This window comes from Serratia silvae (assembly GCF_023282985.1).
In the GTDB taxonomy this organism is placed as follows: Bacteria; Pseudomonadota; Gammaproteobacteria; order Enterobacterales; family Enterobacteriaceae; genus Chania; species Chania silvae.
In genome coordinates this window covers 1-14430 of the sequence record NZ_JAGQDC010000001.1, presented here as the reverse complement: position 1 = coordinate 14430, position 14430 = coordinate 1, and the positions used below count along the sequence as shown (strand labels likewise).

Sequence of the window (14430 nt, the reverse complement as noted above, 5' to 3'; positions counted from 1 at the left end):
CATGTCGGTAGCAATAAAATCCACGCCGGGAAACCGTTCCCGGCGTCGTCTTTGGGGATTGGCGCAGGGGCTGCTCACGCTGGCGCTGACCCTGTTCGGCCTGTTGTTGATCACCTTCTTACTGTCTGCGCTATCGCCAGTGGATCGCGTGTTGCAGATCGTCGGCGATCACGCCAGCACCGCCACCTATGAGCAGGTAAAACAGCAGCTTGGCCTGGATCGCTCTTTGCCGGTGCAGTTCTGGCACTATCTGGAGCGGCTGGCCCATGGCGATCTCGGCACCGCCAGCGCCACCGGCCAGCCAGTGTTGCTAGATTTGCTGCATGCCTTCCCGGCCACGTTGGAATTGGCCACGCTGTCGTTGGTGATTGGTGCCCCGCTCGGCGTGCTGGCTGGCGTCTTGTGCGCACGTTTTGCCGGCAGCAAGCTGGATATCGGCGTGCGCTTTATAACCCTGCTTGGCAACTCGGTGCCCATCTTCTGGCTGGGGCTGCTGATGCTGTTGTTGTTCTACGCCAAGCTACAATGGAGCGCCGGGCCGGGGCGGCTGGATGATATCTACCAATACACCGTCGAGGCCAAAACCGGCTTCGCGCTTATCGACACCTGGCTTTCCGGCGATGCGGGGGCTGTACGTAATGCGTTGGCACATCTGGTGCTGCCGGTTTGCCTGCTGGCCTATTATTCGTTGGCCAGTATTACCCGCCTGACCCGCTCCGCCTGCCTGAGCGAACTGAATAAAGAGTACATCACTCTGGCGCGTGCCAAAGGGGCCAGCGAGATGCGCATCATGTTCCGCCACGTACTGCCCAATATCAGCGGCACCCTGCTGACAGTGATCGCTCTTGCCTATACCAGCATGCTGGAGGGGGCGGTTCTGACCGAAACCGTGTTCTCCTGGCCGGGCACTGGCCGCTATCTGACAACTGCGCTATTTGCCGGGGACACCACCGCCATCATGGGCGGTACGTTGCTGATTGGGCTGTGCTTCGTGATTATCAATAACCTCACCGACCTGCTGGTGCGCTTGCTCGATCCGAGGGTGCGCCAATGAAAATGACGCTCCTTCAACGTTCGCCTTCCGCCACCTGTGGAGCCACCATTCTGCTGTTACTGGTGCTGATAGCGCTGTTCGCGCCTTGGCTGGCACCGGTCGATCCCAACTGGCAAAACGCCGCCAACCGCTTATTACCACCAGGGGCTGGCCACTGGCTTGGCACCGACAGCTATGGCCGCGACGTGCTTTCCCGCCTGATCTACGGCACCCGACCAACCCTTGGGCTGGTGCTGCTGGTCACGGCGATCACCCTACCACTCGGCCTGCTGATTGGCGTGCTTTCCGGCTATTACGGTGGCTGGCTGGAGCGGGTGCTGATGCGCTTTACCGACGTGGTGATGTCGATGCCACGGCTGATCCTGGCCTTCGCCTTTGTGGCGATGCTCGGCCCAGGGCTGGTCAACGGCGCGCTGGCGTTGGCACTCACCACCTGGCCCGCGTATGCCCGCCAGGCCAGAGCCGAGATCCAACTGCTGCGTAAAAGCGACTACCTGGCCGCCGCCGAAATGATGGGCATTCAGGGGCCACGCCTGCTGTGGGGCCATATTCTGCCCATGTGCCTGCCCTCTGCCGTCGTTCGCCTTGCTTTGGATTTAGCGGGAATAATTCTGGCCGCCGCCGGTCTGGGATTCCTGGGGCTGGGTGCCCGACCGCCGATGGCGGAATGGGGATCGATGGTAGCCGACGGGATGCAGGTGATCTTCGATCAGTGGTGGATCGCCGCGATCCCTGGCTGTGCGATCCTCATCAGCAGCCTGGCGTTTAACCTGCTGGGCGACGGCCTGCGCGACTTACTGGATCCGCATCATGACTGAACCACTCCTGGCAGCACAGAACCTGAGTATCGAATTTAACGGCCACAAGGTGGTGGATAGTCTTTCTTTCAGCATTGGCCGGGAGAAAGTGGCGCTGGTGGGGGAATCCGGTTCCGGCAAATCCATGACCGCCCGCGCTTTAATGGGGCTGGTGCGTAAGCCGGGCATCGTCACCGCCGATAAGCTGCACTACCGCCAGACCGATTTACTGAAGCTTCAGCCACGCCAATGGAACGAGGTACGCGGCGCCAAGATCGCTATGGTGCTGCAAGATCCGCGCTATGCGCTGAACCCGGTGCGCAGCATCGGTAAGCAGATTGAAGAATCCCTGGTGCTGCATAACGCACTGACCCGGGCCGATCGCCATGAGCGGGTATTAAACTCCCTGGCCGCCGTCGGCTTGCCGGAGAGCCTGTATCACAGCTACCCCGGCCAGCTTTCCGGCGGCATGGGGCAACGTGCCATGTTGGCGATTGCGCTGGTCAACGATCCGCAACTGCTGATTGCCGATGAGCCAACCTCGGCGCTGGATGCCAGATTGCGCAATCAGATCCTCGATCTGATCGTCGAACAAACGACGCGACGTAACATGGGGCTGTTGCTGATCAGCCACGATCTGCCGCTAGTGGCCGAGCGCTGCGATCGGGTGTTGGTCATGTATCAGGGCAAGCTGGTGGATCAGGGGATCGCGGCCAACCTGCCGCTAGCCACCCATCCTTACACCCGCACGTTGTGGGCCTGCCGCCCTAATGCCAGCACCTACGGCCAGGATTTGCCGGTACTGGATCGCAACATCGATTTTACCCGGAGCGAACATGGCGCTGATTGAAATTGAAAACTTGCAGGTCAGCTTCCCGCAGGGCAACGGCCATAAGATCGCCGTGGAGTCGGTGAGCTTTGGCGTCGAAGCCGGGGAAACCTTCAGCCTGATTGGCGCTTCCGGCTGTGGCAAGTCCACCGTACTGCGCGTACTGGCTGGTTTGCAACGTGAATGGCGCGGAGAAGTACGCTTGCTCGGCCAGTCTCTGCAACCACAGCAACGCTTCACCGGCCAATTACGTCGCGATGTGCAGATGGTATTTCAAGATCCCTATGCTTCGTTACATCCGCAGCATCAGATTGCCCGTACGCTGGGTGAACCGTTGAAGATCCACGGTGAAAAACACATTACGGCGCGGATTGACGAAGCCTTGCGGCAGGTAGGGCTGAGCGCGGCCACGGCACAACGCTATCCCCACCAGCTTTCCGGCGGCCAGCGCCAACGCGTCGCTATCGCCCGTGCCTTGTTGCTGCGGCCTAAGCTGCTGCTATTGGATGAACCCACCTCGGCACTGGATATGTCGGTGCAGGCGGAGATCCTCAACCTGCTCAACCACCTGAAACGCGAGCACGGCATGACCTACCTGCTGGTCAGCCACGACGGTGAGGTGATTGCCCATATGTCCGAACGCGCCGCCCTGATGGAGAACGGCCACATCGTGCAGCATTTCGACCGGGCTGCCTTACAGGCCGGTGAGCATATGCGGGATTAAGCGCTAGCGGCAACATGGTCAAACAACCAGACACCGAGTTCTACTCGCCGCGGTAATCGCCAAGCCAATCGATTGCGAAATCGCAAAAAGTGGTGTTTTTACCCTTGCAGAGAAAAAAAGCGCGAGTATAATGCGCGACAATTTGCCAGGAGAAAGCATGAAAAACGACCTTTGTTTTGTTCGCCACACTCGACAAAACCGCCAGCCAATCGGCGGGCAACTGCCGTTATTTCCCCTGTTGCATGAACCATCATTTAAAGCCCCTCGTTGAGGGGCTTTTTTTTGTCCAAAGCATTGCTATTACATTGAAAAGCCCCGCGCCAAGGGCACGAGTCGAGGAGAGTGAACATGGCCAATCCGCTGTATCGCAAGAACATCATCTCTATTAACGATCTCAGCCGTGAAGATCTGGAGCTGGTGCTCAGCACCGCCGCCAGCCTGAAAGCTAACCCACAGCCGGAGCTGCTCAAACACCTGGTGATCGCCAGTTGCTTCTTTGAAGCGTCTACGCGTACCCGCCTGTCGTTTGAGACCGCCATCCAGCGCCTGGGGGCTTCGGTGGTCGGCTTCTCCGACAGCAGCAACACCTCCCTCGGCAAAAAGGGCGAAACGCTGGCCGATACCATCTCGGTGATCAGCACCTACGTTGATGCCATCGTGATGCGTCATCCGCAGGAAGGCGCATCACGCCTGGCCGCTGAATTCTCTGGCGGTATCCCGGTGTTGAATGCCGGTGACGGCTCGAACCAGCACCCGACCCAAACGCTGCTGGATCTGTTCACCATCCAGGAAACCCAGGGCCGCCTGAGCAATATCAATATCGCCATGGTCGGCGACCTGAAATATGGCCGCACCGTGCACTCACTCACCCAGGCGCTGGCAAAATATGAAGGGAACCACTTCTTCTTCATCGCACCAGACGCCCTGGCGATGCCGAGCTATATCCTGAAGATGCTGGACGAAAAAGACATCTCTTACAGCCGCCACAACAGTATTGAAGAAGTGGTGCCGGAACTGGATATTCTGTATATGACCCGTGTGCAGAAAGAGCGCCTGGACCCGTCCGAATACGCCAACGTGAAGGCGCAGTTCATCCTGCGGGCTTCCGATCTGGCCGGTGCCCGTGACAACATGAAGGTGCTGCATCCGCTGCCGCGCATCGATGAGATTGCCATTGAGGTGGACAAGACGCCGTATGCCCACTATTTCCAACAGGCAGGCAACGGTATTTACGCCCGTCAGGCGCTGTTGGCACTGGTTTTAAACGCAGAATTGGCTCTTTAAGGGGGAACCGTCATGACTCACGATAACAAACTCCAGGTTGAAGCGATCAAGTGCGGCACGGTGATCGACCATATTCCGGCGCAGATCGGCTTTAAGCTGCTCTCGCTGTTCAAACTGACCGCCACCGATCAACGCATCACCATCGGCCTGAACCTGCCCTCCAAAGAACTGGGCCGCAAGGATCTGATCAAGATCGAGAACACCTTCTTAACCGAGCAGCAGGCCAACCAGCTGGCGATGTACGCGCCCAAGGCTACGGTCAACCGTATCGATAACTATGAAGTGGTGCGCAAGCTGACGCTCAGCCTGCCGGATCATATCGACGGTGTGCTGACCTGCCCGAACAGCAACTGCATCAGCCGCAGCGAGCCGGTGGCTTCCAGTTTCAGCGTCAAATCCCATGCCGGGGAAGTGCACCTCAAGTGCCGTTACTGCGAGAAAGAGTTCGATCATCAGGTGGTGTTACAGACCGACTAAAATCGTCCGTTTTGCCGGGGGTGACGCTGTTAATCTGGCGGGTACCCTTTATAATGACGTTTCTGAAAAATAATCATACCCAATGGGTTACAAACCACCGTTTGCCAAGCCAAAGGGATACCAGGAGAAAAAATGTCACGTAATATCAGCACTGAACTCGCGCCAGCCGCCATTGGTCCTTACGTGCAGGGCGTTGACCTGGGCAGCATGATCATCACCTCCGGCCAGATCCCGGTCGATCCAAAAACCGGTGCCGTACCCGATGATGTTGCCGCCCAGGCGCGTCAGTCATTGGACAACGTGAAGGCGATCATGGAAGCTGCAGGCCTGAAAGTGGGCGACATCGTTAAAACCACCGTTTTCGTCAAAGATCTCAACGATTTCGCTACCGTTAACGCAGCCTATGAAGCGTTCTTCATCGAACACAACGCCTCGTTCCCAGCGCGTTCTTGCGTTGAAGTGGCTCGTTTGCCAAAAGACGTGAAAATCGAGATCGAAGCCATCGCCGTTCGCCGCTAACCGGCCAGCCGCTTTGATCGCATACGGCCGGCCTTTGCTGGCCGTTTCAAATGGCTCTGTTCTCTACACCGATAACGCCTCTCAAAGCAGATGCTATCTCTCACCGTGGGCAATGGTGCGATGGCCACTACCACTGAGATGGTCACTTCAAACGCGCAAAGCCCGCTTCCAGATCGGCGATCAGGTCGTCAATATTCTCAAAACCAATATGAACACGCACTAACGTGCCGGTAAAGTCCACCTTGGCCGCCGGGCGAATTTCGTTTAGCTCTTCCGGCTGGTTGGCCAGGATCAGCGATTCAAACCCGCCCCACGAATAGGCCATGCTGAAGTGCTCAAAATGGTCCAGATAGTGGGCAACCTGCTCATTCGTCAACCGTGCTTTCAGCACAAAAGAGAATAACCCGCAGCTACCGCTGAAATCACGCTGGAAGAATTCATGCCCTTTACAAGAAGGCAGCGCCGGGTGATTGACCCGCTCCACCTCTGGCCGCGCCGCCAACCATTGAGCAATGGCGATGCTGCTGAGCTCGTGCTGCTTGAGGCGCACACCCAGCGTTCTCAGCCCACGGCTGCCGTTATAGGCGGTATCCGCGTCGGCCATTTGCCCCATCAGGTAGGAGTTCTCACGCAGTTGGTCCCAGCAACGGGCGTTCGATACGGCGGTACCCAGCATGGCGTCGGAATGGCCAATGATGTATTTGGTTCCGGCCTGAATAGAGATATCCACGTCATAATCCAGCGCCTTGAACAGAATGCCAGCCGCCCAGGTGTTATCAATCATGATGACGATATCAGGGTTCACCGCCCGGGCCGCCTTCACCATCGCCGGTACGTCCTGGACTTCCATCGTGATGGAGCTTGGAGATTCAAGAAACAGCACTTTGGTATTGGGCTGGATCAGCTCGGCGATCCCGGCACCGATCAGCGGGTCATAATAGGTGGTTGCCACACCCAGCTTGCTCAGGATCTTGTTGCAGAAATCCTGCGTCGGCTCATAGGCGGCTCCGGTCATCAGGATATGGTCGCCACTGGCAACAAACGCCAGGATAGCATTAGTGACGGCCGCCGCCCCACAAGGGTAAAGCGAGCAGCCGACCCCACCTTCCAGCTCGGCCATCGCGTCCTGGAATGAGAAATGCGTCAGAGTGCCGCGACGCCCGTAGAATAACTCCCCTTTGGCGCGGTTGGCGGTAGCAAACTTTTTGGCCTTCACCGTATCGAAGGTTAAGGAAGAGGCACGTTGGATCACCGGGTTGACCGATCCTTGGGTGAATCGAGGCTTACGGCCAGCGGTGACCAGGGCGGTTTCTATTTTTTTAGCTGTCATAATCTGCCTGCTATTTATCATCAATCAATAAAGTAGAGTGATATCCGTCACCTTTCAAGCTGAAGCTTGATAACGATAAAGCCTCCAAAGGAAAACACAGAGGAAGGCAATGACGGCCCTCCCCCTGTCAGGATCACTGCACCGCGACAGCACGCAACAGCGTTTCCAACGGGTACACTGCCGCAATCACCACTTCATCCCGGATCTGTGCTGCCGCGTCCAGCTGTTGTTGGGCCTGTTGCGCCTCGGCTTTACTCAAGGGTTTACCCTGCTGATAACGTTCCAACAGCATCAAGCCCAGATCGGCCAACGCACTGACATCCTGCGCTACCGGTGCCAAGTCCTTCATCACCACGTTACCGGCTATCATCTGCTTGACCGGTGCACCGTTACGTTGCCAGCGTTGCAGGCGTTCACGGATCGCCTCCGCCGCTGCGCGATGGTTCTTGTCTTTGAGCAACAACGCCACTTGCTTATCGAGATCGCGTACCGCCGCGCTTTCCGGTGGAATGGCATCGGCAAAGCGGTTCAATGGCTCAAACTGGTGGTAATTACCCGCTTTGAACTTCAGGTGCTGACGGGTGTAATACTGCCCCGGCTCCACCGCTTCGGCCAAGACCTGCAATGGGGTGATATCTACGCTGTTAGCCAAACGGGTAAATTCACGCGCCGTTTCGGCGTGCTGTTGCAGACCGACGGACACCACCGACCAGGCATCTATCGCCGCCAGGCGTTGGTACATATTACCCTCGTTGGTCACATCCTTGGCCGACCACATACGCTCTGCCACGGCAAAGGTTCTTGGCCACAGCTTGAGATCAAGCACCGGTGCGCGGATATTTTCCGCCCAGAAAGCGGCTTCGCCCCCCAGAATATTGGCCTGATGCTGCTCATCCGGCACCACCGGCATAACGCCCGCCGGGATCGCCGTCAATTTACTGCCGGTGGTTGGGTAGCGCACGTTTCCCACCAGCGTGTAACCACTCAGTTGGTTCTGTTGCAGAGTAAATACCGGACGCGTGTCACCCATCCAGGTATCAATGCGGAAAGTTACCTGCTCAGGCGTGCGCCATTCGATCTCCCGCACCGCACGGCGTGATTTGTCTTTGAAATCGATAAAGCCACGCCACCCCTGCTTGCCTTCGATCAGCGTAAAGGTGCCTTCCACCGGGCTACCCTTGAAACGCGGCATACTGAACTGCCAGCTCTGTGCCAGCTCCCCCGCCTGCACGTTGGTTTCAACCCCCAGCGGTTGCGGCAAAATTTCATTGCGATAGTGGTAGGCAGTGCTGTGCGGCTGATCGAGATAGAAACCGGTGGAGAGGATGCCTTGATAGCCATCCTGGGCGCTAGCTCCCAAAGAATCTGGCCCACGCCAGGATTGGATCACAATGGTGCGCGGCAAGGTCGGATGGTAAATCTCATCCCAACCCACCATGCGGCGCTGATGCTTTTCGAGGATTTTCTCCAGCTTTTGGTTGAAGAAGGCTTGTAGCGCATGGGCATCCGCCAACTGGTTCTGCTGCATAAACGCTTGAATAGTTTTTGACGCCTTCCACTGGGTAGCATCCACCTCATCACCACCGATATGCAGGTAAGGATCGGGGAAGATCGCCACCAGTTCGCCGATGATGCTATCGACAAACTGATAAACCTGGTCATTCGAAGGATCGAGCGTCGGCTTGTGGACGCCCCAATGGCGTTCCATTTGATACGGCCCCGGCGCACTAAGCAGCTCTGGATACGCCACGGCAATGGTAGAAGCATGGCCCGGCAGGTCGATTTCGGGCACCACGCGGATGCCACGCGCCGTGGCGTAGGCGACCACCTGCTGCATCTGTTCACGGGTGTAGTAATGATCGTCACTGGCCAGCTGCTGTAGCTTTGGATAGTGCTCGGAAGCAAAGCGCCAGCCCTGATCGTCAGTCAGATGCCAGTGGAATACGTTGAGTTTGGCCGCCGCCATGCCATCAAGCTGCCGCAAAATATCCTCCACCGGCAGGAAATGGCGCGCCGAATCCAGCAGTACCCCACGCCAAGGGAAGCGTGGGACGTCAGTAATGTTCACCAACGGCATAAAGGTGTTTTCGCCGTCGGTCTGTACCAGTTGCAATAGCGTTTCCATGCCGCGTAGCGCACCGAAGCGGGTATTAGCCGTCAGCGTCGCGCCCTGCTGCGTGACCTTGAGCTGGTAGCTCTCATCGCTATCCGGTAACGGCTGGGCTGCAACCTGATGTTTGATGATGATGTTGATCGTTGCCGCCTGGTTTTTCTCGCCCTGTGGGGCCAGCGTCCAGCCGGTTTGCCGCTCCAGGCGATCGCGCCAGCGTGCCTGCGCTTCACCCAAATCGTCACCCTGTACGTTGAACGATAAGCGGTAATCCAGCACCAGCTTGCCTTGCGGCTGAGCTAACTCAACCTGCTGTGGCCAGGGCATCAGCGGCAAATCGCCAGCCGGTTGGGCTAATGCATTGAGGGAAAATAACAGCGAAGAAGCCAGTAGCGTATAACTGAAGGGTTTGTGCATCGAAAATTCCTCAGAGGAAAAAATCAATCTAGCCAAGGAAGTAGATAAAGACTGAGCTGGAAGAAGATGTCCAACCGCAGGGACAAAACGGTGCGATGGATCACAGATTCTCAGGAGGTTTGCGGAGGAAGCCAAGGTAAAGTGCCCTCCCCCACACTAACGGTTAGAACACGATTCACCCAATCTAGTTACCAATCTGATTTTTCTAAATTTTGTATCAGCCATCACACTGCCAGAGCAGATCGGCACTTCCTACTTACAAGCGTAAAATACTGTTTATACATACAGCGTATATCGTATGTTTATTGGTTTATTAGCACAAGAAATGCGAACTCTAATGCCTGCTCATCCGTTGGGCAAGGAGGTCGCAATGTGCTTTTTAACCGTCAGAAAGCAGACTATAAAAGAGGAAGATAATCATGGCTGAAGAAAAGAAAAACGCTCAGGTGCTTGGCGGTGTTAATGACGACATTACCGAACTGAAATCACTGTCTACTCTGCGCAAGCGAGTCATCAGTGACGGTGAGATCGTGACCAAATCGGCAAACGGTTTTCGCCTGGCAAACGGCAATACTGGAGTGATGCTGCGTAATGACGGGCAAGCTTTTTATGTGCTAACTACACCAAGCGGTCAAGCTCAGGACGGGCAGTGGAACACTCTGCGTCCTTTCGCTTTTAATCTCTCTACCGGTAGGGTGTCTCTGTCTAACGGCGTCGATGTATCGGGTGGCGCAATGGTATCGCATAACGCTGGTATTGGCGCAGTGAATACCGGACCTACCCCCTTAATCAGTGGACAGACATATGGCGCACCAGCTGTATATACGAATTTCAACACCGGCAATGTGACCACCACCATGATGATGGGTTCCCGTGTCATTCCTGGAAAAGAAGATACCGGGTTACTTTCCTACCGTGACTTATCGGGGCGTTGGAATGAAATTCATGTAAGAGCCAACAGCGAACTGTCAGCTGGGCGATTGGAAAAAAGTGATCCCGATGGATGGATCGTCGCCAAGGGCAATAAGAATGTAAATAACAATGCAGACCGAACCACCTACGGATTACGTCTTCAAGGGCAAGGAAGCCTGTTTGCAGAACTTTGCCATTACGAACGAATTGGTCAACACCACCTGATGGGGCTTCGTGTTGCCAATGGTGGGGGCGATGGCTGGTATGAGTTCCGGGACAAAGGTAATGCCTACACCAACGGCGCCTGGCACAGTAGCTCAGATGCCCGTATGAAAACGGACATCGTAAAGATTGATGGTGCGCTGGATAAGCTAGAAAAAATCAGCGGCTATACCTACCTGAAACAAGGCGTTCCGGAAGCCGGGGTAATCGCACAAGAAATAGAAAGTATCTTACCTGAGTCCGTGACCACAACTGAACTGAAACTGAATGACGGCAGCGTTCTGAAGGATGCTAGGGGAATTAATATCAATGGCGTAGTGGCCTTGCTAATTGAGGCATTAAAAGAGGAGAGCGAAGCCAGACGTGAACTAGAGACACGGTTGGTTGCGTTGAACAAAGTACTTCCTAGCAATAATAACTAATAATCCTGATTGTTCCTGATACTGAACCAAGCTTTTCGCTTAATCTGAGCACAGGAAACAACCATTCTAATTATTTTTTGAAAAAATGGCATTAGTCATGGTGAGAACAAGAAAGCACCTCATATTTATTCACGTTATATTAGGTATATCGCATTCGAGCCATATATATATTACCTTGTAAAAAATAGGGCTTTTTATGACTGACTACGAAGATATCGAACGCTATGAACGCGATATAATGACTTCAATGGGATACTACTGGAATGGTCATGGCTGGCAGCGTGTATCCGATGATGGTGGAGAAAACATGCTTGTTGAAGGGTGGGTGGGGCCACCCCCCAAGAATCCGGGAACTATTACACATATTTGGGATCAGAAGATTTCCGATATAAATAAGCCCAAAAGCCCTTTTGATGAGGAGGATGACTGGATCATCCCCTTCGAGGAAGAAACAAAGCAAATATACCGAGAGGAGTCTGACCTAAAAATTCGATATGCTGCAAACCTTGAAAAAAACTTAAACAATAAAATCTCCACTATTACACAAGATATTTCAAACATTCAAAACAAGCTTTATCAGAAACAAGAGAACGAAGGATCTGAACTTGAAAAAGTTCAGCTCAGTCTGATGATCAGCAAGTTCAATGTGCAAAAAGAACAACTTATTGAACTCCGCAACGAAGCCAGCAAAAGGCGTGTACATCAAGAATATTTGAAGTTGAATAATGAAAACTGGTTTTACTCTCATGAGAAACCTACGCCATGGGTTAGAGAACAACAAAAACTCAATCGCGAAAAGATGAGAGAGAAACTGGATGAGGAAAAAAGAATCCAAGCTGATATCGATTGGGGAAAACAAAAGATTCCGCAATTGGAAAACGAACAACATAACCGAGAACAACAAGTCACCAGTCTGACAAAAGCTGAAGCAGCAGCCAAAGCAAAATTAGCGGCACTGATGGCCACTGCGGGCGTAAATCCAACCCCAGTATATACGCAGGAAATGGTTAAATCGGCTCAGGCTTCACTTGTTGCTGCCGGGGGTATGGTACTGAATCGTGCCCCAGGGATGCTACAATTGACAGCTGCCGCAGAGGGAGTTCTAACCACGGCGAGTGAACTAGCAGGCTCGGTCGCTGGTGCCTTATGGAGAGGAGCCGCAGAGCTGAGTAGGATAGCCACCGTCAGCACGCTTGGAGCGACAGTTGGCACTCTGGTTATCGGATTCTGGCCAAAGGAAGCAGGGCTGGGCAGTGACCAAGTTCCTGGCCGTGACATTGGGTTGTTTGCTGCTCAGGCCCAACTGTTTGCCGCAGGAAAAGTCAACATTACTCCTGAAATGACGTCGGTCAACTTGCCCGTGCGTGGTTTACTGGTAACAGAGAACGGGCGGCAAAACGTTAGTTTGGTTAAAACGGGCATAGCTGGTGTATCTGCAAACGTGCCGGTATTAAGGGCTGTACGCGATAAAAAAACCGGGCTAGATAAGATCACGCTTCCGGCTGTAGCTGGAGCGCCGTCGCGGACGATCCTGATTAATCCTGTTCCAGTTGGACCAACAGCACCTTCCAATACTGGAAACAGTTTACCAATACCAGTCACGCCAGTGCATACAGGGACGACAATAAAACAGACCGACAGTATCGTCACAACCACCTTCCCGGCGGAAGATACCAAAGGATTGCGAGATTTCATCTATTGGCAACCTGACGCCACGGGAAGCGGTGTTGAAGCGATATATGTAATGCTTAGCAACCCTTACGGAGATAGTAATTCCAAAGGGAAGTACAGTGGCCGTGACTATCATACCGATAAAGCCGGTGGGCCGATTCAGAATCTGGACTGGAAAACTGCTAAGGTTGACCGTGCAGGTGTGGACAAGGTAAAACTACATGCAGGGCGCTTCGGCGAATCACCAGATAATAAAGTGATGATTGAACGTCTGGAGAAAATCCTGAAAGGGGAGCTTCAGGTAACTGATACCGACAAACGTTTTTATACCCATGAAATAAGAGAGCTAGAACGTTATAGGAATCTTGGAGTTAAAGATGGTGAAATTCCAAAAAATGATACTGAAGTATGGAATAATACTCATACGGCAACGTTAGAAGATTATAAGTTATCTTCTGATGAGAGTCTTTTATATACTCCTGAGGCACTTAACTCAGATAAATAAATATTGAGGTTTTGAAATGATTGATTTCGATTTAATGGTAAAAAATGAGGCGATGGGAGAAATTATTTTATTCCTAGTTAGCCGCGGAGAAGATGGTGTAGCGTACCCATTCATGGACAGATTTTTTGGCCGACATAAAGCTGCGGAAAAATACGGCGCATACAACCTAAAATTAATTGAAGAGACCAAGCGGCTTGAGAATAGTGGTCAGATTTTTTCTGCTAAAACCTATGGATCTGGATATAAAAAAGGCCCTAACTGGAAAGCACCAAAATTTGTAACAGAGAAAAAATACGGCATCGAGTAACTCCCCACCGCTTTCTTATGGGAGAGTTTTGACCAACGCCCAACAAACACAAGTTTGTTGGGCGTTTTCGTTAACCTCGTTCTAAAACAGCTTACTGCCAGCCATACCGGCGGACAAACCACCCTTTCACGCACTGGGTCAGCACCATGTAACCCGCCAGGATCAGCACCAGCCATGGGAAGTAGCTCAGCGGCAACGCCTGCAACTGCAGGAAGCCCGCCAGCGGCGAGAAGGTCAGGCCGATACCGATAGCGATCACCGCCAGCGTCATCACACACAGCGGCCAGGATGGGCGGCTCTGGATAAACGGAATTTTGCGCGTACGGATCATATGGACGATCAGCGTCTGCGACAGCAGCCCTTCCACAAACCAGCCAGACTGGAACAGCGTCTGCATTTCCGGCGTATTGGCCTGGAATACATACCACATCAGGGCAAAGGTCAGCACGTCGAAGATCGAGCTGATCGGCCCGAAGAACACCATAAAGCGCCCCAGATCGCCGGAGTTCCAACGCTGTGGCTTGGTGATCTGATCGTCATCAACGTTGTCGAACGGAATAGCGATCTGTGAAATATCGTACAGCAGGTTCTGGATCAACAGATGCAGCGGTAACATCGGCAGGAAAGGTAAAAAGGCACTGGCGATCAGCACGCTGAAGACGTTACCGAAGTTGGAACTGGCGGTCATCTTGATGTATTTCAGCATGTTGGCAAACGTGCGACGGCCTTCGATCACCCCCTGTTCCAACACCATCAGGCTTTTTTCCAACAGGTGACCCGTCCTGAATAGCGTTGACACGTTTTCGACTTAAATCCGGAGAACGTGATAATGACCGAGTTTAAACGCACA

The 14430-nt window shown here is 53.8% G+C and carries 12 protein-coding genes and 1 pseudogene; 10 read left to right on the top strand and 3 right to left on the bottom strand.

All coding sequences use genetic code 11. The annotated features are described in order from the left end of the window. Position 1: 1 nt before the first annotated feature. From KAJ71_RS00065 to ridA, 7 genes are all read left to right on the top strand, one after another. A complete protein-coding gene (locus KAJ71_RS00065) occupies positions 2-1054 on the top strand; it encodes an ABC transporter permease (protein ID WP_248943807.1) in 1053 nt (350 codons plus the stop codon). After that, on the top strand, positions 1051-1872 hold the full coding sequence (locus KAJ71_RS00060; protein WP_285894945.1) for an ABC transporter permease: 822 nt from the start codon (positions 1051-1053) through the stop codon (positions 1870-1872). Before KAJ71_RS00065 ends, KAJ71_RS00060 begins: the two co-directional genes overlap by 4 nt. Continuing rightward, positions 1865-2701 carry an ABC transporter ATP-binding protein gene (locus KAJ71_RS00055; protein WP_248943806.1) on the top strand — a complete coding sequence of 279 codons (837 nt, stop codon included), beginning with the start codon at positions 1865-1867 and terminating at the stop codon, positions 2699-2701. Before KAJ71_RS00060 ends, KAJ71_RS00055 begins: the two co-directional genes overlap by 8 nt. Next, on the top strand, positions 2688-3404 hold the full coding sequence (locus KAJ71_RS00050) for an ABC transporter ATP-binding protein (RefSeq protein ID WP_248943804.1): 717 nt from the start codon (positions 2688-2690) through the stop codon (positions 3402-3404). The genes KAJ71_RS00055 and KAJ71_RS00050 overlap by 14 nt, the downstream gene beginning before the upstream one ends. Before the next feature lie 348 nt (positions 3405-3752). Further along, a complete protein-coding gene (gene pyrB, locus KAJ71_RS00045) occupies positions 3753-4688 on the top strand; it encodes an aspartate carbamoyltransferase (RefSeq protein WP_248943803.1) in 936 nt (311 codons plus the stop codon). 12 nt (positions 4689-4700) lie between these two features. Further along, the gene (gene pyrI, locus KAJ71_RS00040) at positions 4701-5165 is read left to right on the top strand and encodes an aspartate carbamoyltransferase regulatory subunit (RefSeq protein ID WP_021807800.1); all 465 of its coding nucleotides are present in this window, start codon (positions 4701-4703) and stop codon (positions 5163-5165) included. A gap of 132 nt (positions 5166-5297) precedes the next feature. After that, the gene (ridA, locus tag KAJ71_RS00035; RefSeq protein WP_248943802.1) at positions 5298-5684 is read left to right on the top strand and encodes a 2-iminobutanoate/2-iminopropanoate deaminase; all 387 of its coding nucleotides are present in this window, start codon (positions 5298-5300) and stop codon (positions 5682-5684) included. Between the two features lie 142 nt (positions 5685-5826). On the opposite strand, the gene metC is transcribed toward ridA, so the two are convergent. Then, entirely contained in the window at positions 5827-7014 is a 1188-nt protein-coding gene (gene metC, locus KAJ71_RS00030) for a cystathionine beta-lyase (protein ID WP_248943801.1), read from the bottom strand. 133 nt (positions 7015-7147) lie between these two features. Then, positions 7148-9541, bottom strand: coding sequence for a beta-N-acetylhexosaminidase (locus tag KAJ71_RS00025; RefSeq protein ID WP_248943800.1), 2394 nt, complete (start codon positions 9539-9541; stop codon positions 7148-7150). Positions 9542-9960: 419 nt separating this feature from the next. Between KAJ71_RS00025 and KAJ71_RS00020 the strand changes: the two genes are divergently transcribed. From KAJ71_RS00020 to KAJ71_RS00010, 3 genes are all read left to right on the top strand, one after another. Beyond that, entirely contained in the window at positions 9961-11097 is a 1137-nt protein-coding gene (locus KAJ71_RS00020; RefSeq protein WP_248943799.1) for a tail fiber domain-containing protein, read from the top strand. 196 nt (positions 11098-11293) lie between these two features. Next, positions 11294-13273: an S-type pyocin domain-containing protein gene (locus KAJ71_RS00015; protein ID WP_248943798.1), complete on the top strand. Its 1980-nt coding sequence runs from the start codon at positions 11294-11296 to the stop codon at positions 13271-13273. Positions 13274-13289: 16 nt separating this feature from the next. Beyond that, a complete protein-coding gene (locus KAJ71_RS00010) occupies positions 13290-13580 on the top strand; it encodes a hypothetical protein (RefSeq protein ID WP_248943797.1) in 291 nt (96 codons plus the stop codon). Positions 13581-13671: 91 nt separating this feature from the next. On the opposite strand, the pseudogene KAJ71_RS00005 reads toward KAJ71_RS00010, so the two are convergent. Then, positions 13672-14352 (bottom strand): annotated as a pseudogene (locus tag KAJ71_RS00005) (cation transporting ATPase C-terminal domain-containing protein); the annotation flags it as partial. Positions 14353-14430: the final 78 nt, after the last annotated feature.